Source organism: Pseudomonas sp. JL23 (genome assembly GCF_056933585.1).
In genome coordinates this window covers 4,878,093-4,897,824 of record NZ_CM167795.1, presented here as the reverse complement: position 1 = coordinate 4,897,824, position 19,732 = coordinate 4,878,093, and the positions used below count along the sequence as shown (strand labels likewise).

The 19,732-nt window shown below is 60.0% G+C and carries 21 protein-coding genes; 9 read left to right on the top strand and 12 right to left on the bottom strand.

Annotation, left to right across the window (positions count from 1 at the left end; all coding sequences use genetic code 11):
- Window positions 1-104 precede the first annotated feature (104 nt).
- Window positions 105-1,028, top strand: coding sequence for a LysR family transcriptional regulator (locus tag AC1Z24_RS22555; protein WP_259102011.1), 924 nt, complete (start codon window positions 105-107; stop codon window positions 1,026-1,028).
- Window positions 1,029-1,053: 25 nt separating this feature from the next.
- The gene (locus AC1Z24_RS22550; RefSeq protein ID WP_483742781.1) at window positions 1,054-1,611 is read left to right on the top strand and encodes a cysteine hydrolase family protein; all 558 of its coding nucleotides are present in this window, start codon (window positions 1,054-1,056) and stop codon (window positions 1,609-1,611) included.
- Here AC1Z24_RS22550 and AC1Z24_RS22545 read toward each other — a convergent pair whose 3' ends face one another.
- The gene (locus tag AC1Z24_RS22545) at window positions 1,612-3,054 is read right to left on the bottom strand and encodes a SulP family inorganic anion transporter (RefSeq protein ID WP_483742780.1); all 1,443 of its coding nucleotides are present in this window, start codon (window positions 3,052-3,054) and stop codon (window positions 1,612-1,614) included.
- A gap of 236 nt (window positions 3,055-3,290) precedes the next feature.
- Here AC1Z24_RS22545 and zapE point away from each other — a divergent pair, with 236 nt between their 5' ends.
- Window positions 3,291-4,406, top strand: coding sequence for a cell division protein ZapE (zapE, locus tag AC1Z24_RS22540; RefSeq protein WP_483742779.1), 1,116 nt, complete (start codon window positions 3,291-3,293; stop codon window positions 4,404-4,406).
- 122 nt (window positions 4,407-4,528) lie between these two features.
- On the opposite strand, the gene rarD is transcribed toward zapE, so the two are convergent.
- Entirely contained in the window at window positions 4,529-5,407 is an 879-nt protein-coding gene (gene rarD, locus AC1Z24_RS22535) for an EamA family transporter RarD (protein ID WP_483742778.1), read from the bottom strand.
- Between the two features lie 194 nt (window positions 5,408-5,601).
- Between rarD and AC1Z24_RS22530 the strand changes: the two genes are divergently transcribed.
- Window positions 5,602-6,243, top strand: coding sequence for an HD domain-containing protein (locus AC1Z24_RS22530; protein WP_483742777.1), 642 nt, complete (start codon window positions 5,602-5,604; stop codon window positions 6,241-6,243).
- Between the two features lie 187 nt (window positions 6,244-6,430).
- Window positions 6,431-7,582, top strand: coding sequence for an MFS transporter (locus AC1Z24_RS22525; protein ID WP_483742776.1), 1,152 nt, complete (start codon window positions 6,431-6,433; stop codon window positions 7,580-7,582).
- 135 nt (window positions 7,583-7,717) lie between these two features.
- On the opposite strand, the gene AC1Z24_RS22520 is transcribed toward AC1Z24_RS22525, so the two are convergent.
- Window positions 7,718-8,554: a PhzF family phenazine biosynthesis protein gene (locus AC1Z24_RS22520; protein WP_483742775.1), complete on the bottom strand. Its 837-nt coding sequence runs from the start codon at window positions 8,552-8,554 to the stop codon at window positions 7,718-7,720.
- A gap of 104 nt (window positions 8,555-8,658) precedes the next feature.
- Window positions 8,659-9,099, bottom strand: a complete 441-nt coding sequence (locus tag AC1Z24_RS22515; RefSeq protein WP_483742774.1) for a carboxymuconolactone decarboxylase family protein — start codon at window positions 9,097-9,099, stop codon at window positions 8,659-8,661.
- Between the two features lie 198 nt (window positions 9,100-9,297).
- Here AC1Z24_RS22515 and AC1Z24_RS22510 point away from each other — a divergent pair, with 198 nt between their 5' ends.
- Both AC1Z24_RS22510 and AC1Z24_RS22505 read left to right on the top strand, forming a co-directional pair.
- Complete coding sequence (locus AC1Z24_RS22510) at window positions 9,298-10,173, top strand: alpha/beta hydrolase (RefSeq protein ID WP_483742773.1); 876 nt, start codon at window positions 9,298-9,300, stop codon at window positions 10,171-10,173.
- Between the two features lie 121 nt (window positions 10,174-10,294).
- Window positions 10,295-11,590, top strand: a complete 1,296-nt coding sequence (locus tag AC1Z24_RS22505; RefSeq protein ID WP_483742772.1) for a dicarboxylate/amino acid:cation symporter — start codon at window positions 10,295-10,297, stop codon at window positions 11,588-11,590.
- Here the strand turns inward: AC1Z24_RS22505 and AC1Z24_RS22500 are convergent.
- From AC1Z24_RS22500 to AC1Z24_RS22490, 3 genes are all read right to left on the bottom strand, one after another.
- Entirely contained in the window at window positions 11,577-12,368 is a 792-nt protein-coding gene (locus AC1Z24_RS22500; RefSeq protein WP_483742771.1) for a phosphatase PAP2 family protein, read from the bottom strand. The two genes, AC1Z24_RS22505 and AC1Z24_RS22500, sit on opposite strands and share 14 nt — an antisense overlap.
- Before the next feature lie 33 nt (window positions 12,369-12,401).
- Window positions 12,402-13,082 carry a lipopolysaccharide core heptose(II)-phosphate phosphatase PmrG gene (gene pmrG / locus AC1Z24_RS22495; RefSeq protein ID WP_483742770.1) on the bottom strand — a complete coding sequence of 227 codons (681 nt, stop codon included), beginning with the start codon at window positions 13,080-13,082 and terminating at the stop codon, window positions 12,402-12,404.
- Between the two features lie 201 nt (window positions 13,083-13,283).
- Window positions 13,284-14,069, bottom strand: coding sequence for an outer membrane protein OmpK (locus AC1Z24_RS22490; RefSeq protein WP_483742769.1), 786 nt, complete (start codon window positions 14,067-14,069; stop codon window positions 13,284-13,286).
- Window positions 14,070-14,224: 155 nt separating this feature from the next.
- Between AC1Z24_RS22490 and AC1Z24_RS22485 the strand changes: the two genes are divergently transcribed.
- On the top strand, window positions 14,225-14,353 hold the full coding sequence (locus AC1Z24_RS22485; RefSeq protein WP_483742768.1) for a hypothetical protein: 129 nt from the start codon (window positions 14,225-14,227) through the stop codon (window positions 14,351-14,353).
- Between the two features lie 194 nt (window positions 14,354-14,547).
- Here AC1Z24_RS22485 and AC1Z24_RS22480 read toward each other — a convergent pair whose 3' ends face one another.
- The 5 genes from AC1Z24_RS22480 to puuE form a co-directional block, all read right to left on the bottom strand.
- Entirely contained in the window at window positions 14,548-15,840 is a 1,293-nt protein-coding gene (locus tag AC1Z24_RS22480; protein ID WP_483746687.1) for a urate hydroxylase PuuD, read from the bottom strand.
- Between the two features lie 47 nt (window positions 15,841-15,887).
- Window positions 15,888-16,391 carry an ureidoglycolate lyase gene (locus AC1Z24_RS22475; RefSeq protein WP_483742767.1) on the bottom strand — a complete coding sequence of 168 codons (504 nt, stop codon included), beginning with the start codon at window positions 16,389-16,391 and terminating at the stop codon, window positions 15,888-15,890.
- A 151-nt stretch (window positions 16,392-16,542) separates the two neighbouring features.
- The gene (alc, locus tag AC1Z24_RS22470; RefSeq protein ID WP_483742766.1) at window positions 16,543-17,538 is read right to left on the bottom strand and encodes an allantoicase; all 996 of its coding nucleotides are present in this window, start codon (window positions 17,536-17,538) and stop codon (window positions 16,543-16,545) included.
- A 43-nt stretch (window positions 17,539-17,581) separates the two neighbouring features.
- Window positions 17,582-18,085 carry a 2-oxo-4-hydroxy-4-carboxy-5-ureidoimidazoline decarboxylase gene (uraD, locus tag AC1Z24_RS22465; protein ID WP_483742765.1) on the bottom strand — a complete coding sequence of 168 codons (504 nt, stop codon included), beginning with the start codon at window positions 18,083-18,085 and terminating at the stop codon, window positions 17,582-17,584.
- Complete coding sequence (puuE, locus tag AC1Z24_RS22460; RefSeq protein ID WP_483742764.1) at window positions 18,082-19,014, bottom strand: allantoinase PuuE; 933 nt, start codon at window positions 19,012-19,014, stop codon at window positions 18,082-18,084. Before puuE ends, uraD begins: the two co-directional genes overlap by 4 nt.
- A gap of 340 nt (window positions 19,015-19,354) precedes the next feature.
- Here puuE and uraH point away from each other — a divergent pair, with 340 nt between their 5' ends.
- On the top strand, window positions 19,355-19,708 hold the full coding sequence (gene uraH, locus AC1Z24_RS22455) for a hydroxyisourate hydrolase (RefSeq protein WP_483742763.1): 354 nt from the start codon (window positions 19,355-19,357) through the stop codon (window positions 19,706-19,708).
- The last annotated feature ends 24 nt before the right edge of the window (window positions 19,709-19,732 follow it).

The following is a 19,732-nucleotide window of genomic DNA, read 5'->3' as shown; positions in this document are numbered from 1 at the left end:
GTGGGGAGTGAGTTGATGGGGGCCAGTATCGAACTCTGATTAACCCCTGAGTAGCCGGTAATTGAGATAGTCTGTGTAAACCAAAAGTATCGAATGGCGACCTCATGGAACACTTCAACAGCATTGAGTGCTTTGTCTGCAGTGCCGAGGTGGGCAGTTTTGCCGAGGCTGCGCGGCGTTTGAGCCTGACGCCCGCAGCGGTGGGCAAGAGTGTCGCCCGCCTGGAGGCCGGACTTGGCGTGCGGCTGTTCCAGCGTAGTACCCGCAGCCTGACCTTGACTGAAGCGGGGCAAAGATTTCTTGCCGAGGTCGGTACCAGCTTCCATACCATCCAGAATGCCGTGGCCAATATCGCCAGCGCCCAGGGTCAGCCCGCAGGCACGCTCAAGGTCAGCATGGGCACGATATTCGGGCGGCTGTATGTTCTGCCGCTATTGGGTGAGTTCCTGCGGCGCTATCCGGCGATCAGTCCGGACTGGCATTTTGATAACCGTCAGGTGGATTTGATTGCCCAAGGGTTCGACGCGGCCATTGGCGGCGGTTTCGAGCTGCCTCAAGGCGTAGTGGCGCGCAAGCTGGCGGTGGCGCATCGGGTGTTGGTGGCGTCCACCGGCTACCTGGCCAGTCATGCGCCGATCAGCCATCCGGACGATTTGTTCGGGCACGATGGCATTCTGATCCGTTCGCCCCAGACTGGCCGTGTGCGCAATTGGCCGCTGACCAGTCGCCAACAGACGCAAAGCCCGCTGAGCCTGAAACAACGCATGACCATGAGCGATTCCGAGGCCGCCTGCTCTGCCGCCGAACAGGGCCTGGGCGTCGCCCTGGTGAGCATGCCGTTCGCCTTGCCTTACCTGAAAAGCGGCGCCCTGCAACGGGTGTTGCCGGACTGGTATGTCGATGATGGCAATATTTCGCTTTATTACCGCGAGCACAAACTGCTGCCCGGCAAGAGCCGGGCCTTCGTCGACTTCATCATCGAGCAGTTCGCCGAGCAGGGTTTGGCTCAGCGATTCAGTGCGATTTGACCATTTACCTCTTCGGGACACTCCCATGCACCTGCACTCCAATACCACCCTGATCATCATCGACATGCAACAAGGCATGAACTACCCCAAGTTGGGGCGGCGCAACAATCCGGATGCAGAGAGCCAGATGCTGGCGCTGTTGCAGGCATGGCGCCAGGCCGGGCGGCCGGTGATTCATGTGCGGCATTTTTCCCGTTCGCCGGATTCAGTGTTCTGGCCCCAGCAGTCCGGCGTGGAATATCAACCGGCATTTTTGCCGTTGCCGGGCGAGCGGGAGTTGCGCAAGCAGGTGCCGGATGCGTTCAGTGCCAGTGTTTTGGAGCAATGGCTGCGCGATGACGCGATCACTCAGGTGGTGATCGTCGGCGTGATCACCAATAACTCGGTGGAGTCCACGGCGCGCAGTGGCGGCAATCTGGGCTTCGAGGTGATCGTGCCCCATGACGCCTGTTACACCTTCGACGGCGTGGACTTTTTTGGCACGCCGCGTACGGCTGAAGAGGTGCATGGCATGTCCCTGGGCAACCTGCATGGCGAATATGCAACGGTGCTGGCGACCCGGGACTTGCTGGCGGCTGACTGATTATTCGTGATGGGCCCGGGCGCGTTTGAGCAGCTTCTTGCAGCGCTCGGACAGGTGAATGATCCGCACGTGCTTGCCCGCCTTGGCGTAGCGCTCGCGCAGAGTATTCAGGGCGGCGATTGCGGAGTAGTCGACGAAGGCCAGGTGGCTGCAATCCAGGGTGACGTGGTCCGGGTCGTTGGCCGGGTCAAACTGATTGAGGAAGGCGGTGGTCGAGGCGAAAAACAGCGTGCCGTGGACGTGATACAGCTTCTCGCCGTTTTCCACATGGCTGTCCGAGTACAGCTGTCGCGCGTGCTGCCAGGCGAAATTCAGGGCGGCGATGATGATGCCGTAGAACACTGCCGTGGCCAGGTCGGTCAGGACCGTGATGACGGTCACGGCAATGATCACCAGTACGTCGTTGAGCGGCACTTTGTTGATCACACGCAACGAGGCCCAGGCAAAGGTCTGCTGTGACACCACGAACATCACCCCGACCAGGGCAGCGAGGGGGATGCTCTCGATCATCGGCGAGAGAAACAATATGAACAACAGGATTGCCACGCCCGCGACGACGCCCGACAACCGGCCGCGCCCGCCCGAGCCCAGGTTGACGGCGGTCTGCCCGATCATGGCGCAGCCGCCCATGCCGCCGAACAGGCCCGAGGCGATATTGGCCGCGCCCAGGGCGACGCATTCGCGGTCCGGGTAGCCACGGCTTTCGGTGATTTCGTCGGTGAGGTTGAGGGTCAGCAGGGTTTCCAGCAGGCCGACCAGAGCCATGAGGATTGCGTAGGGTGCGATGATGCGCAGGGTATCGAGGTTCCAGGGGATATCCGGCACGGCAAAAGCGGGCAGGCCACCGGCGATATGGGCCATGTCGCCGAGCGTATGGGTCGGTAGTTTCAACAGGTAGACCAGCAGCCCTGTGGTGAGGATCGCTACCAGAGCCGGCGGCACGCTACGGGTCAGGCGCGGCAGCAGGTAGACAATGGCCATGGTCAGGACCACCAGACCCGCCATAAGGTACAGCGGCTGGCCGCTGAGCCAGGTGTCACCGGACTTGAAGTGCTCCAGCTGAGCCATGGCAATGACGATGGCCAGGCCGTTGACGAAGCCGAGCATTACCGAGTGCGGCACCATGCGCACCAGCTTGCCCAGCCTCAGCAGACCAAAGGCCATCATCACCACTCCGCCCAGCAGCACCGTGGCCAGCAGGTATTGCACGCCGTGTTGCACCACCAGCGCGACAATCACCACCGCCATTGAGCCCGCCGCACCGGAAACCATTCCCGGGCGTCCACCGAACAGTGCCGTGAGGGTGCAGATAATGAATGCGCCGTACAGACCCATCAGCGGGTTGAGATGGGCCACCAGGGCAAAGGCAATACATTCGGGGACAAGAGCGAAAGAGGTGGTGAGCCCGGCCAGGGCGTCGGTGTATAGGCGTTTGGCGGTCATGAATTACCTGTTGAACCTGGGGCGGGGAATGGAGCCGATGAGGATGGCAGCGCCATGTGTCGCTATTTCGGGGATGGCAATCCTACAGCAATTTGCCTGCCATTCGATTGGTAACCCTGTGGGACCGGCTTTAGCCGGGAAAAGTGCATTCCCGGCTAAAGCCGGTCCCACAGGAGATGGCGGGCGCCTGGTGCTATATGCTTGCACCCCTTGCCCAGACAGACGGTGATTGGTTGATGAGCGCGGTATCCCCCCTGCAAGCCTACGAACAGGCGGTCGCACAACGTGGCTTTCAGCCTGATGCCGCGCAATTACAAGCGGCGCAGCAACTGGAGGCGTGCTATCAGGCGTTGCAGGGCAACGGCGTTCCGGCCAAGGGCGTGTACCTGTGGGGGCCGGTGGGGCGGGGCAAGACCTGGCTGATGGACCGCTTTTTCGACAGCCTCAGCGTGCCAGCCCGGCGCCAGCACTTTCATCACTTCATGCGTTGGGTGCACAAGCGCCTGTTCGATCTGGTCGGCATCGCCCAGCCGCTGCAGGTGCTGGCTAAAGAGCTGGGGCGGGATGTACGGGTGCTGTGTTTCGATGAGTTATTCGTCACCGATATCGGCGATGCGGTGATTCTCGGCGGCTTGTTGCGGGCCATGTTCGAAGAGGGCGTGGTGCTGGTCTCGACGTCCAACCAGCCGCCCGAGCAGTTGTATAGCAACGGCCACAATCGTGAGCGCTTCGTTCCGGCCATTGCGGCGATCAACCGCTATATGCAGGTGCTCAGCGTTGATGGTGGCGAGGATCATCGCCTGCATCCGGGGCAACTGCATCAGCGCTATTGGCTGAGTCAGGCCGGTGTTGCCAGTGCCCTGACGGGTGTATTCGAGCGTTTGAGTGCAGGTCAGGCGGCGTCTGATGAGCTGGTCATGCTGGGGCGCCGGGCGATCAATGTGGTGCGCCAGACGCCTACGGTTCTGTGGTGTCGCTATGCCGACCTGTGCGAGCAGCCCTTGGCGGCCATGGATTTCATCGAACTGTGCGACCGTTTCTCGGCGGTGCTGCTTGGCGAAGTACCGGCATTGAGCGCGCCCCAGCGCGAAGGGCGGATTGCCCGTGGCACCGAGGATGCTGTGGAGCAAGTGGTGGCCGGGGACCGCGAATTGCCCCAACTGTCGCCCCACGACGATGGCGTGCGCCGTTTCATTGCCCTGGTGGACGAGTGTTACGACCGCCGCGTACCCCTCTATATTGAAGCGGCAAAGCCCATAGACGCGCTGTACACCCAGGGTTATCTGTCGTTCGCCTTTCGCCGTACGTTGAGCCGTTTGCAGGAGATGCAGCTGGAGCGGTTTACCGATTGATGATTGAAATACGAGTTGTGGGATCGGCTTTAGCCGGGAAAGGGCCGGTATATTCGCTGCATTTTTTTCGCAAGCAACGACGTCTTCCCGGCTAAAGCCGGTCCCACATGATTCCTATGTCTTCACCTGCGGCGCCTTTGCGCCAACAGATGTTTGCAGCCTTCACCCATCAGCACCAGCACGGCCAGCCAGATCGGCAGATAAGTCATCCATTCATCACGGCCAATGCTTTCCCCCAGTAACAGCGCGACCCCCACCAGCAGCACCGGCTCCACATAGCTGAGCAACCCGAACAGGCTGAACGCCAGCAGGCGGCTGGCGAGGATGTAGCTGATCAGGGCCGAGGCGCTGATCAGCCCCAGCAGCGGAATCAAGCCGTACAGTGCTGGAAATTCGCGCAGCGCGCCGGGGTTGCCATGAACGATGAACCACAGGCTGGCGGGCAGCAGCAGGGCCATGTCGCACCACAGGCCACCGAGGTTATCGACCTTGAGCCTGCGGCGCAGGATGAAATAGAACGGGTAGCCCAGGCAGACCAGCAGGGTCTCCCAGGAGAAGCTGCCCAGGCGCAGCAGCTCGTTGCCGACCCCGACCAGTGCACAGGCCGCCGCGATTTTTTGCAGGCGCGACAGATGTTCGCCGTACACAACACGGCCGGTAAGAATCATGCTCAACGGCAGCAGGAAATAACCGAGGGACACCTCCAGGCTGCGCCCGTGCAACGGCGCCCACATGAACAGCCACAGTTGCACGCCCATCAACGCCGAGCACAATGGCAGGCCGATCCATAGCAATGGCTCGCGGCGGATGCGCGAGAGCAGGCTGCGTACCAGATGCCATTCACCGCTGAGCAGCAGGAACAGGGTCGCGCAGGGGGCGGTCAGGAGCATGCGCCAGCCGAAGATTTCTTCGCCACTGAGCGGTTTGAGCAAGGAGGTGTAGTAGTACATCACGGCAAACAGGCAGGACGCCGAAACCGACAAGACAATCCCTTTGTACACAGCGGCCTCGTTTATCTTTTTATTGGATGACTGAATGAGGGCCAGTCTATCCGAAGCGCACCACAAAAGGGCTGGCAGGAAACGACCTACGTTTGGCAGGGAACGATATACCGCGCCGCTTGAGCGGTTTCGGGCCAGCCCCGAGACTATATCCGACGCGTCACGACGGCGCGACTTCCTACAGGACAGCCTTCATGAGCACTTCCATCGCCGGTATCAAAATCCCTGACAGCGCCCTGGCCCGGGCTACCACCGAGTACATCCGCGAGCAGGAAGACGACCTGCTGTTCCATCACTCGCGCCGGGTATTTCTCTGGGGTGCCCTGAGCGGTGAGCGCAAGGGTCTCAAGTACGACGCCGAGCAGCTTTACGTGGGTGCGATGTTCCATGACCTGGGCCTGGTTGAGGCTCATCGCAGTGAGAAGGACCGCTTCGAAGTCGACAGCGCCAACGCGGCGGTGAAGTTCATGAAGCCATTCGGCTTGACCGATGCGGATATGGAACAGGTGTGGTTATCCATCGCCCTGCACACCACTCCGGGCGTGCCCGAGCATCTGCGGCCGAACGTGGCACTGGTTACCGCCGGTGTGGAAATGGACGTGCTGGGTATTGACTACGCGGCGTTCCCCACCGTGCAGCGCGAAGCGGTGGTGCATGCTCACCCGCGTGGTGACGGTTTCAAGGAATGCATCTTGTGTGCCTTCGCCAACGGCTTCAAGCACAAGCCCGATACTACGTTTGGCACGGTCAACGCGGATGTGCTGGTCGATGCCGTACCGGGCTTCAAACCGCTGAACTTCGTCGAGATCATCCGCAAGTCGCCCTGGATCTCCTGATCCCTGATCGGCCAAGTGTGGGACCGGCTTTAGCCGGGAAGATGCCAGTACATCCGCTACATTTCCTCGAATTGGGATAGGTCTTCCCGGCTAAAGCCGGTCCCACAAAGGCTCATGCTTTGCATCAAGGATGTTAGGCTTGCGCATCTGCCGGATGGAACCGCCCGGCGTTTGCGAAGGATTCGGCATGACCTCCATCAGTACCTCCGCTCCCGTCCTGCCGGGGCGGGCGGAGCAGTTTTCCACGCGGATTGCGTTTTTCATTGCCGGTTTCGGTGTTGCTGCCTGGGCACCGCTGGTGCCTTACGCCAAGGAGCGGGTCGGTCTGGATGATGGCACGCTAGGCTTGCTGCTATTGAGTCTGGGCCTGGGCTCGATCATTGCCATGCCCCTGGCCGGAGCACTGGCGGCGCGTTTTGGCTGCCGTCGTGTGCTGACGGTTTCCAGCCTGTTGATCTGTCTGTGTCTGCCCTTGTTGGCGTTGGTTTCAAGCCTTCCTGTGTTCATTGCCACGCTGTTTGTGTTCGGCGCCAGCCTCGGCGCACTGGATTGCACGATCAATATCCAGGCGATCATCGTCGAAAGGGCCAGTGGCAAGACCATGATGTCGGGCTTCCACGGCCTGTTCAGCCTTGGCGGGATCGCGGGCGCGGCGGGTGTCAGTGCGATGCTCGCCCTCGGTGCGTCGCCATTGATCGCCATGCTGGTGGTCGCGGCCGGTCTGCTGATCGCCTTGCTCAAGGCCTGGCCGCACCTGTTGACCTATGGCAGTGATCGCGACGGCCCGGCCTTTGCCATTCCTCATGGGGTGGTGCTGTTTATTGGTCTGCTGTGCTTTACCGTGTTCCTCACCGAGGGCGCGATGCTGGACTGGAGCGCGGTATTCCTCACGTCCTTGCGCGGTGTCGAGACGGCGTATGCCGGGTTGGGCTATGCAGTATTTGCTCTGACCATGACCCTTGGGCGTCTGTCCGGCGACTGGATCGTGCAACGGCTGGGGCCCAATCGGGTGATCATTTTCGGCGGGCTATGTGCGGCGGCGGGCCTGGCGCTGGGTACGCTGGTTCCGAGCTGGGAGGCGACCCTGCTCGGTTATGCCTTGGTCGGTGCCGGTTGCTCGAATATCGTGCCGGTGTGTTACAGCGCCGTGGGGCGGCAGACGAGCATGCCGGAAAATGTCGCGGTCCCGGCCATCAGCACCCTGGGTTACGGCGGCATTCTGGTGGGCCCGGCGGCGATAGGCTTTGTCGCCCATGTCAGCAGCCTGGAGCTGGCGTTTATGGTGGTTGCCGTGATGCTGCTTGGTGTTGCGGCGAGTGGGCGGATCCTGAAGACTTGACGGACCAGGCAATGGCTCACGTGGGACCGGCTTTAACCGGGAAGACATATTGCAATTCAAGGAAATGCAGCGGCTGTACCGGCCTCTTCCCGGCTAAAGCCGGTCCCACAGATCTCATTCCAATTCAGCTGATCATCACATCAACTTGCGCGCCATCCCCGACACCCGGATCGAACTGCCCGGCTCATCCTTGATCTCTGCCCGTAGCAGCGAGCGGCTGCCCATGTCTTCGCCCTGGACGATATCGATCACGCCGCCATGGGGCCAGCCCAGATCACGCAGGTAGCCGGCAAAGGCGGCGGTGGCTGCGCCGGTGGCCGGGTCTTCGTAGACGCCGCCGTAGGCAAAGGGGTTGCGGCTGTGGAAACGCTGCGGGCTCTCGGCAAAGATCAGCAGCACGGTGCCCCAGTTCTCGGCGCTCATCAGCTGTTGCCCGGCCTGTTGCTCGTAGTGCATGGCCTTGAGTCTTTCCCGACTGTTGAGGGCGATGACCAGGTGCTGAATGCCACCATTGATCAGCGCGGGCGGGATGGCCGGTTCGAGGTCGGCATGACTGTAACCGAACAGCGCCAGAGCTTTTTCCAGGGCCAGCGGGTCGAGCGGTTTGCTGAAGGTGGGCGGCGATTGCAGGGCGGCGCTGATCAACTCGCCCTGGGCATAGCCTTCGACGCTGATCTGCGCGTTGTTCAAGGTCAGTTGGTATTTGCCATCCCCGTGCAGACCGGCCAGTGCCGCGCCGAGGGCGATGGTGGCATGGCCGCAGAACGGTACTTCGGCTTCTGGCGCAAAGTAGCGCACGCGCCAGCCGCCTTCGACGGGCATGGCGAACGCGGTTTCCGAGAAGCCGACTTCGGCGGCGATGCGTTGCATTTGCGCAGCCTCCGGCAGGCTGTCGCCAATCCAGACACCCGCCGGATTACCGCCTTGATCGCCATCGGAAAACGCTGCCAGTTTGAGAACGCCGCTTGTCATGCTTGCAAAACCTTATGCGGGAAGATGAACGCCAATCTTGCGCGGATCGGCGTGGTTGTTCCAAGCAAAAGTTCTGATGCATGGCATTCAGCCGGCTGATCCACTCAAGCGGTCGGCGACATGGCGAAGCCGACGCCGAAACGGTTCCAGGCATTGATGGTGGCGATGGCCAGGGTCAGGTTGACCACTTCGGCTTCGCTGAAGTGCCCCAGCAGGTTTTCGTACTCGGCCTGATGCGGTTGGTGATGGGTTAGCAAGGTCATGCTTTCGGTCCAGGCCAAGGCGGCTTGTTCGCGCGGGGTGAAGAACGTGGTCTCTTTCCAGACGCTCAAGGTTTGCAGGCGTGCTTCGGTTTCACCGGCCTTGCGCGCATCGTTGGCGTGCATGTTCACGCAGTAGGCGCAGCCATTGAGCTGGGAAGCGCGCAGGCGCACCAGTTCCAGCAGCGAGTTTTCCAGGCCGGTCTGGCCGAGGGCGGCTTCCAGTGCAGCCATGGCTTTGTAGGCTTGCGGTGCGGCAGAGGCCCAGGCGAGACGTTTGTTCATGGGGAGGTGCTCCGTAAGGCAGTGAGTTTCGATGGCGCTACCTTAGTCTTTGGTTGGCATGAATTGGATAGCCAATTTCCTGCCTTTCAGGCAGACCAATTCACAACACACTTCATGAACGGGGCCGCCACGTTTTGCGCCTTGTGGGGAAACCCCAGCGAACTAGCATGTAGTGACAATTCCAAGGGAGTCATTTCCATGTTCGCCGGATTCCAGAAAGACCAGCGTCACGTCAATGGCGTCGATATCGCCTATCGCATGGGCGGCTCGGGGCCGGGCCTGCTGCTGTTGCACGGCCATCCCCAGACCCACGTGATCTGGCACAAGGTTGCCGCGCAACTGGCGGAGCATTTCACCGTGGTCGCCGCCGACCTGCGCGGTTACGGCGACAGCAGCAAGCCTGAGGCCGATGAAGCCCACGCCAATTACTCCAAGCGCGAGATGGGCCGTGACGGTGTGGAACTGATGCGCTCCCTGGGCTTCGAGACCTTCTCGGTCCTGGCCCACGACCGTGGCGCCCGCGTCGCTCATCGCCTGGCCCTGGATCACCCGCAACAAGTGACGCGCATGGTCCTGCTGGACATCGCCCCGACCCTGGCCATGTACAGCCAGACCGACGAAGCCTTTGCCCGGGCCTACTGGCACTGGTTCTTCCTGATCCGCCCGGCGCCGTTGCCGGAAAGTCTTATCGAAGGCAATCCCGAGCAATACCTGCGCAGCGTCATGGGCAGCCGTAGCGCCGGGCTGTCGCCGTTCACCGACGAGGCGTTCAGTGAATACGTGCGCTGCCTGAGCCTGCCGGGCGCGGCGCGGGGTGTCTGCGAGGATTATCGCGCCGCCGCCAGCATCGACCTTGAGCACGACCGCCTCGATATCGCGGCCAAACGTTATCTGCCTATGCCGCTGATGGTGCTCTGGGGCGCCCAGGGTATCGTCGGACGCTGCTTCGATCCGCTCAAGGAATGGCAGCAGATCGCCAGTGATGTCCGCGGCCAGGCCCTGTCCGGTGGCCATTACCTGGCCGAAGAAGTCCCCGAGGAACTGTTGAGCCATGTGGTGCCGTTCCTGACCTGATGAAAGCCCGCCACCTTATGACCTGATGCCTTCACAAAAGCCCGCGCGCATGAGCCCGATCATGCGCGACGGCAGCGCTTTGCCCGCTGCTTTTGCAGCCCACACACCCGAGATAATAAAAATGACAATTGGAAAACTGCTGGGCACTTTGTACTTCCAGGTAATCGTCGCGATTATTCTGGGCGTGCTGATCGGAAACTACTGGCCGGCCATCGGCATCGATCTCAAACCGCTGGGTGATGGCTTCATCAAGCTGATCAAGATGATCATCGGTCCGATCATTTTCTGTACCGTGGTCAGCGGCATCACCAGCATGCATGACGTCAAGCAGGTCGGCCGGGTCGGCGGCAAGGCGCTGCTGTATTTCGAAGTGGTGTCCTCGATTGCCCTGGTGCTCGGGCTGCTGGCGGCCCATGCGCTGCATCCGGGGGCGGGCTTCAATGTCGACGTCAATACCCTGGACGCCAAGGCCATTGCCGGTTTCGTCAGCGATGCGGCCCATGGCGAAGGGGTCTCGGGCTTTCTGTTGCACGCCATTCCGGCGACCTTCTTCGATGCCTTCGCCAAGGGCGAGATCCTGCCGGTGCTGCTGGTATCGGTGATGTTCGGCATTGCCCTGGTCATGGTCGGCGAGAAGGGCCGGCCACTGGTGGCCATAGTCGGGCAGGCCAGCGAAGTGTTCTTCCGTATCGTCGGCATGATCAGCCGCGTCGCACCCATCGGCGCTTTCGGTGCCATTGCCTTTACCGTGGGTAAATACGGCCTGGCGTCGCTGCTGCCCTTGCTCAAGTTGATCGGCACTTTCTACCTGACGGCTTTCCTGTTCGTGGCCTGTGTACTGGGCAGCATTGCGCGCTACACCGGCTTCAGCATTTTCCGCCTGATGGGTTACATCAAATCCGAACTGATGATCGTGCTGGGCACCAGTTCATCGGAGTCGGCGCTGCCGCAACTGATGCAGAAACTGGAAAGCCTCGGCTGCTCCAAGGGCGTGGTCGGTATCGTCGTACCCACCGGCTACACCTTCAATCTGGACGGCACCAATATTTACATGACTCTGGCGGTGCTGTTCCTGGCCCAGGCGACCAATATCGACCTGAGTCTGGAGCAGCAACTGACCCTGTTGGCCGTGGCCATGCTGACCTCAAAAGGCGCGGGAGCAGTGGTGGGTGCCGGTTTTGTCGCATTGGCGGCGAGCCTGGCGGTGGTGCCAACCGTGCCGGTGGCCGCGATGGTGCTGATTCTGGGGGTGGACCGCTTCATGGCCGAATGCCGCTCACTGACCAATATTATCGGCAACGCCGTCGCGGCCTTGGTGGTGGCTTCCTGGGAAGGTGAGTTGGACCGCGAGAAGATGGCACCGATCGCCTTGCGTCGTGGGCGCAAGGCGGCGGTGGAGGTGATCAAGCAGGGCTGAGTGCTGGCTTGTCGGCTTTGGCTGCAGGCGAACGCCCGCGCAAGGTGTGGCCATAGAAGGCCATGGCGGTAAGCAACGTCGACAACCAGACAAAGATCCCGGCCCAGAAAGTGTGGGACATGAAATGCCAGCCCTGTACGACTCTCGTAGTGCCATAAATGCAGCCGAGGATCATCGATGCCCAGAACAGAATACTGGCATGGCGCCAACGATAACGCAGGGCAACGAAGTACAGCGCCACCAGGGTGAAACCGCCGGACGCATGACCGCCCGGCCAGCAACGGCCTGCGCCGGCTTCATGCAGCAGATTGAAGTTTTCGTACCATTCCTGACGCGGCATGTCGCCGCCGTACAGGGTGGTTTCCACCGGGCAATAGATGCTGGTGTGGCTTTTCAGGTAGTGGATCACGCCGGTGGCGATGGCGAAGGCCACGACTACGAAGAAGAAGTCCAAACGGTAGCGAGTGAGCCATTGCAGCGGCCCGGCGATTCTTGCCGGGGCGCGCTCAGGCTTTAGGACCAGCGGAATCAGCGACAGCATCGCACCGACGATTGCCAGTTCACCAACCCAGTTGGGAATGATACGTGCCCAACGGTGAGTGATATTTTCGAACAAGCGATTATGTTCAAAGGGGAAAGCATGATCGGCGGGGTTATAAAGCCAATTACTGATGGTTATATCAAACCCCGCCAGATCGAACACGACGAAGACCAGCAACGCCAATATCAGCGGCGTGCCGAACTTGATCAGATATAAGCGCGCGTCAAACCGGTTCAAATCATGAAGCTCCATCGATAAAACAGATTGTATTCAAGGCGTTTTCGCCAGTACGGTTTTCCAGCCGGGCGCATCCATAAAACCGAGAATCTTTGGCTTATGGCTGGTGGGGTCAATGGAAACGATCAACGATGCACCGTAATTCATCATGGTTCGGGGAATATTCAGGGACTTTTCCAGTTGGTCGATACATTCGCTGTGGGTGACCAGGATCAGATTACGTTGATCAACTTTATGTGACACGACGTCCTGAAGCATGGTCTTGCGGCAATTGATCAGCCAGTCCTGATTGGCGACTGTGCGATCGAAGACAAAATGCGAGGTCTGGGTGGTGCGCAGCAGTGGGCTGCTGAAAATATCGGCGTTGCCGAGGCCCATGGTCTTCATTGACTTGTTCAGCTCGATTGCCATGTCCTGGCCTTTGCGGGTAATGCCCTCAGGCTCGGCCATGCAGGGATTGGTGGAGTGATCGCAGCGTTCGACATGGCGCATCAGCACCACCAGTTCGCCGCGTGCCCAGAGGCCGTTGATATCGGCTTTCTGAAAATTGTTGCGTTGGGCGAGGTCGGGGGCAGAGGCGGGGGAAAAAGCATAGGCGCTCAAGGCTGCCGTGATGATCAGGCCGGATACGATGAAAAGGATGCTTCGATAAGGCCGCAGGATGCTGAAGCCGCTGCGCCCGTTCAATACGATTCGGCTGAGAAATGTTTCCATGGTCAAACAGTTCCGGCAAGAGGGGGGTTAACGCTCTGGGCCGGAGTTTATGAGGCGGCAAGTCAATGTCCGGTGAAAGGGATGTGAAAAGCTTTTCACAACTGTAACAGCGGGCACAGGGTGCCCGCGTAATTGACAGTGGCAGGGTATTAAATCCTGCTTCTGTAATATTTTTGTCTTGAAACTGTGCGGTTGGAAATATTAGAAGAACACTTTCACCAACACGCTCGCCGTATTTTGATTGGTGTCGAAGTTACGGCTGTTTTCAATGCCGTACTTGTTGCTCCAGTAATCATACTCGATGCCGACGTAGAGCTTTTTCTCCGGGTAGTTCAGCGCTTTGCCCAGATCGTATTTGATCTGTGGGTTGAAGTGCAGGTTGGAGTGGTAGCTGCCATGGGAATTGACGTCGTTGTCCACCACCCAGTCCATGAAACCGTCGATCAGCACGTCGGACTTACCCACGGGGATGGTGTAGGACCACACCGGCGTGATCTGCCAGGCGTTGTCACCGGCACGCGGGCCTTCGGTGTAGCGCTTGTAGAAGTTGAGCTGGAAGTAGTCGAAACCGGGGACATTGAGGTCGAAACCGGGGCCGATCAGATAAGACTCGACATCGCCTTCGCCGAACTCGTAGGTCGCGGCCAGCAGCACGTCGGTAATCGGGCCGAACTGGAATTTCTGGCCGAAGATCTTGCCCATGGACAGGCGCGGGGAGAACTCGCCGTAGTAGGTGTTGGTGCCGACACCAGGGTCGCGCTTGCCGTTGTAGAAGATCTTGTCGATGAACAGGAAGTTATCGCCGTACTTCCAGCTGTCGGCGTGTTCGAAGGTGAAGGTCTGCTGGATTTCCGGATTGACGGCGAAGTCCTTGCCGTTCAGGTAGGTCAGGCTGTTGCTCTGCCATTGCAGCAAGTCCTCTGCCATGGTTGGCCCGGCGGCCAACAGACTGGTGGCCAGAATCGCGCTGGAAAGAATACGGTTCATCGATTTGCTCCCTTGGGTCGAAGTTTTCGTTGAGGGGTAACGCTCTGTTTTGGCGTCTTTTCCCGGTTAAAAATACTGTCTGATTGGTCAGCTTTAAGGTGATAGCAAGAGCTGCGCCAATCCCCTGAAAAAAGACGAGAAAGAGCATTCGGCTGATGAAAAATCAGTCGATTTCGCAGTTTTCAGGATTATTCCAGCCGAAGTTTCCGGGATTTATTAATGGTCTGACCGGTCAGGAAGATTTCTACCCATGGCGGGCAGGGGGCGCGCAGGATACTGAGTGAGCCGGGGTGCTTCAAGTGCGCCTGGATGGGGCGCAAGGGGAGAAGATGGGGCGGGGATATCAAGCGCCGAATACTGTTGTGGGACCGGCTTTAGCCGGGAAGACGTCGGCAGGATCGATACACTTCTATCGTCTGCCCTATTGTCTTCCCGGCTAAAGCCGGTCCCACAGAGTTTTCATTATTCCAGGCAGGTGTTAATTGATCTTCGCCCCGGCATCGATCCACGCCCCGAGCATGTCCCGTTCCTGTTGGGTCATCTGGGTGATGTTGCCCAAGGGCATGATCTGCGCGGTCACGGCCTGGGCCTGGATGCGTGGCGCCAGTAGCTGGATCTGCTGCGGGGTGTCGAACATGATTCCGGCCGGGGCGCTGCTGAACAGCGAGCTGGTCGGTTTGGCCGAATGGCAGACGGCGCAGCGTTGCTGGATCACCTGATGGATCTTCTCGAAGTCCACCTCGGGGGTCTTGGCTACGACTACCGGTTCGGGCGCCGCTGCTGGTTTCACTTCATCAGCCCGATGGCCGCCGATGGCCGTGGCCGGCAGTGGCTGATAGTCGATTTTCGCCGGGCCTGGCGCTGTAGCTGAAGGCAGTGGCGCCGGGCCGGTGACATAGGCCAGGCAAAGCATGCCCAAGGCGGCCACGGGCAGGGTCCAGGCGAACTTGTGGCTGTTGTGGCGGGTGTTGAAGTAATGCCGTACCAGCACCGCCAGTACCGCGATACCTGCGAGAATCAGCCAGTTGTAAGGGCTGCCGTAGGTGCTCGGAAAGTGGTTGCTGATCATGATGAAAAGCACTGGCAGGGTGAAATAGTTGTTGTGCCGCGAACGCAGCAGGCCCTTGGCCGGAAGTGCCGGGTCCGGCGTGCGGTTTTCGGCGATGGCCGCGACCAGGGCGCGCTGGGCGGGCATGATGATGCGGAACACGTTGCCGACCATGATGGTTCCGATCACCGCGCCCACATGCAGGTACGCGCCACGGCCGCTGAAGATCTGGCTGTAGCCGTAGGCCGCAGCTACCAGCAGGATGAACAGGATCAGGCCGAGCAGGGCTGGGCGCTTGCCCAGGGCCGAGTCGCACAGAAAGCTGTAGACGAACCAGCCGACGATCAGCGAGCCCAGGCCGATATGCACGCCTTCGGCGCCGGTCAGGCTGCTGCCGGGGGCGAGCAGGTAAAGGGTAGGGTTGGCGTAGAAGACGACGCAGAGCAGCGCCACCCCGGACAGCCAGGTGGAGTAGGCCTCCCATTTGAACCAGTGCAGGTTCTCCGGCATGGTTGGCGGTGCCAGTTTGTATTTTTCCAGGTGATAGATGCCGCCACCGTGGATTGCCCAGAGGTCTCCGGACAGACCGTCACGCGGGTTGACCCGGTTGAGGTTGTTCTCCAGCCAGACGAAATAGAACGAGGCGCCGATCCAGGCCACGCCCACGATCATATGAACCCAGCGCACGCTCAGGTTCAGCCATTCCATCAGATGTGCTTGCACAGTCATTACCGTTCGCCTGCCCCCATTTGCGGGTGTACAGGCCCTTTTTAAAAGTGGGGATCAAGAACCAGCATCTGGTCCTCTTCGAAGAAATGCTCATCGCAGTTATTGCCACTGCCACTGCGATCAACCACCAGGAAGTCATCCCGCTTTTCGATCGTCAGCACCGGGTGGTGCCAGACGCCGCGATGGTAATTAACGCCCTGCCTGCCGTTGCTGACGAAGGCGCGGGTCAACTCTGAGTCAGGTACATCGCCAAGTGGCGCGACCACGACCAGAAAAGGGTTGCCGAGCAGCGGCACAAAAGCCTGGCTGCCCTGGGGATGGCGCTCGAGCATGCGTACGGTCAGCGGCATTTCCAGGGCCTCGGCGCGGAAGATACTGATGATCGCCTTGTCGTCCGGCTGCGCGGTCTGCACCTCGGCCAAGCGATGGAAGCGCTGGGTCGAGCCGTTGTTGATCATGAAGTGGGCGCTGCCGTCCGTTTCGATGACATCACCGAAGGGGGCAAAGGCTTCTTTGGTCAATGGCTCGATAATCAATGTGCGCATGCGGGGTCTTCTGTTTTCTGAAATCGAATGTGTAAATACACCACAACGGTGGGACCGGCTTTAGCCGGGAAGGCGTCGGTATGATCGATACATCTCTCTCGCCTGCCATATTGCCTTCCCGGCTGAAGCCGGTCCCACGGAAAAAGCTCTTTTATTTCGAGACCTTGCCCAACACGCGCAGGCGACTCACCCCACCATCGGGAAACACGTTCAGGCGGATATGGGTGATCGGGCCCAGGGCCTTGATCTGCTGTGCGAACTCATGCTCGGCGTGCATGCTCAGTTTCTGGCTGGGCAGCAGTTCGCGCCAGAACAGGCTCTGGGTTTCGATCTGGCTGTCGGTACCGCCTTTGACGAACGCCGCCTGGATCGAGCAGCTGTCCGGGTAGTTGCCCTTGAAGTGCAGGGTGTCGACTATGACTTTTTCCACTTCGCCGGCATGGCCCAGGGCGATGATTACCCAGTCATTGCCTGGCGTGCGGCGGCGTGCGGTTTCCCAGCCGTCGCCCATGTTCACCCCGCGGCCTGGGTTGAGGATGTTGCTCATGCTGCCGTAGTGCTCGTCAGAGCAGGCCAGGGAGCGGCCACCGTTGAGGGCGCTGACCAGGTCGATCTGCTCATCGGCGCTGACCTGCGACCAGTCGCGGTACGGCACGCCATATACGCGCAAGCGTGCCACGCCGCCGTCAGGGTAGATATTGAAACGCAGGTGGCTGTACGCCTGGCTGTCGTCGATAGCATGGTAGTGATGGCTGTTGCCTTGCAGTTCGACGGCAGGCAGCACTTCAACCCACTGGGTGTTTTCGTCCGGTTCGCCCGAGGCCAGGAAGCAGGCTTCAAGGGAAGCCGAAGGCGGGAAGTTACCGGTGAAATACGAAGTGTCGATGTCCACGCCCTTGATCGTGCCGGGTACGCCCAGGCGGATCACGGCAGTGTCGAAGCCTTCAAAACGCTTGCGCCGCGATTCCCAGCCGTCCATCCATTTGCCGTTGTCATCGAACACGCCTTCTTTCCACACCGCCGGAGTAGGCTGGAACAGGCGGTTGGCGTCGGCGAACCAATCGTCGGTGACGGAAAGGATTTTGGTGCCGAGGCGAGCATCGGCCAGGTTGACGAACTTTTCGAACGGTGCGGCGTAAACTTTCATTCTTGGGTCTGCCTTGTGATGACGGGGACGCTATCGGCTGAGCCTACAGGGCTTGCAGGCGAAATAGCGCGATCTTGTTGATTTCAGCCAGGGCGCAGGCGAATTCGGTGGCGGCTTTATGATGAACGCGCGTTTCAAAGGCGGCGAGGATCTGATGCCGATTGCTGCCCTTGACCGCCATGATGAAGGGAAAGCCGAATTTTGCCTTGTAGGCCGCGTTGAGTTCGGTGAAGCGCTGGAATTCTTCCGGGGTGCACTGGTGGATGCCGGCGCCGGCCTGCTCGCCGGTGCTGGCGGCAGTCAATTGGCCTTGCACGGCAGCCTTGCCGGCCAGGTCCGGGTGGGCGTTGATCAGGGCCAGTTGCGCCGCGTGATCAGCGCTGAGCAGCACCTCGCTCATGCGTTCGTGCAGTGCTTCTACAGTGTCCAGCGGAGTGTCGTGGTAGCGGTCCCAGGTGGTTGCCGCTACCCAGGGCGAATGCTCGTAGATATCGGCCAGGGCGCGGACAAACTCCTCGCGATTCGATGGCGAGGGCAGGCCGCTCATTGCCCTGCCTCGGTCGCCTGGTACGGATGTTCACTGTGCCAGTGCCGGGCGATATCGACGCGGCGGGCGAACCATACGTGCTCATGGCTCTTGGCGTATTCGATGAAGCGCTTGAGGGCCGCCAGACGCGCCGGGCGGCCGATCAGGCGGCAATGCAGGCCGATGGAAAGCATCTTCGGCGCTTCGCTGCCTTCTTCGTAGAGCACGTCGAAGGCGTCCTTGAGGTACTGGAAAAACTGTTCGCCGTTATTGAAACCCTGCACCTGGGTGAAACGCATGTCATTGGTGTCGAGGGTGTAAGGGATTACCAGATGGGGCTTGCCGGTGGGGTTGTTCGGCTCCCAGTAGGGTAGGTCGTCGTCGTAGGTGTCGCAATCGTAGAGAAAGCCGCCTTCTTCCATCACCAGGCGCCGGGTATTGGGCCCGGTGCGGCCGGTATACCAACCCAGTGGCCGCTCGCCGCTGATCTCGGTGAGGATGCGGATGGCCTCGAGCATATGGGCGCGCTCCTGGGCCTCGTCCATGCACTGATAGTCGATCCAGCGATAACCGTGGCTGCAGATCTCGTGGCCCTGGGCAACCATGGCGCGGATCACGTCCGGGTGACGCTGGGCGGCCATGGCCACGGCGAAGATGGTCAGGGGAATGTCGAATTCCCTGAACAGCTTGAGGATGCGCCAGACGCCGGCGCGGCTGCCGTATTCGTAGAGCGATTCCATGCTCATGTTGCGCGCGCCCTGCAACGGCTGCGCGGCGACCATCTCGGACAGAAAGGCTTCGGATTCCTTGTCGCCATGGAGGATATTACGCTCGCCGCCTTCTTCGTAATTGAGCACGAACGACAACGCAATGCGGGCATTGCCGGGCCAGTGCGGATGGGGCGGGTTACTGCCGTAACCGATCAGGTCGCGTGGGTAGTCGGTGCTCACTACAATTTTCCTTCAAGGCAGGTGGCGGCGGGCAAGGTGTTGATTGTATACAATCTTTGTTTCGAATCGTAAGCCCATTGACGAAAACGCCATGGCTTAAGGTAATGCAATAAACTTGCCTGATTGGTCAGGTTAACGGTAAAAACTCCAATACTTTCCTCGGTGTGCCCTTGAACAGGGTGATCTCGGTGGCTCAGACTTTTACGCAGCCAGCGTTACGGGATTTATTGTGTACAGTTTTTCACCGAAATGTCTTAATCGTGCATCGTTTTGGTTTTTCCTGCACCTTCAAGGTGCGTGACTTCACTATCCTCCACCGCCACAGGAGCGTCGATACGCCATGGGACGATTGACTACACACGTACTGGACTCGGCCTACGGTCGTCCGGGCAGCAATATTGCTGTCGAACTGTACCGGGTCGCAGGCTCGCAGCTTGAGCTGCTTGCCAGCACCCTGACCAATAGCGATGGCCGCTGCGACACGCCCTTGCTGCAAGGTGAGGCGTACTGCTCCGGGGTCTATCAACTGCATTTTCATGTCGGTGATTACTACCGCGCATGTGCTGTCGACCTGCTCGAACCTGCGTTCCTTGACGTCGTGGTGCTGCGCTTCGGGATTGACGCCGGTCAGGAGCACTACCATGTGCCGCTGTTAGTCTCGCCCTACAGTTATTCGACCTATCGCGGCAGCTGAGCCGTCGCGCCGGGCCTGACGGCT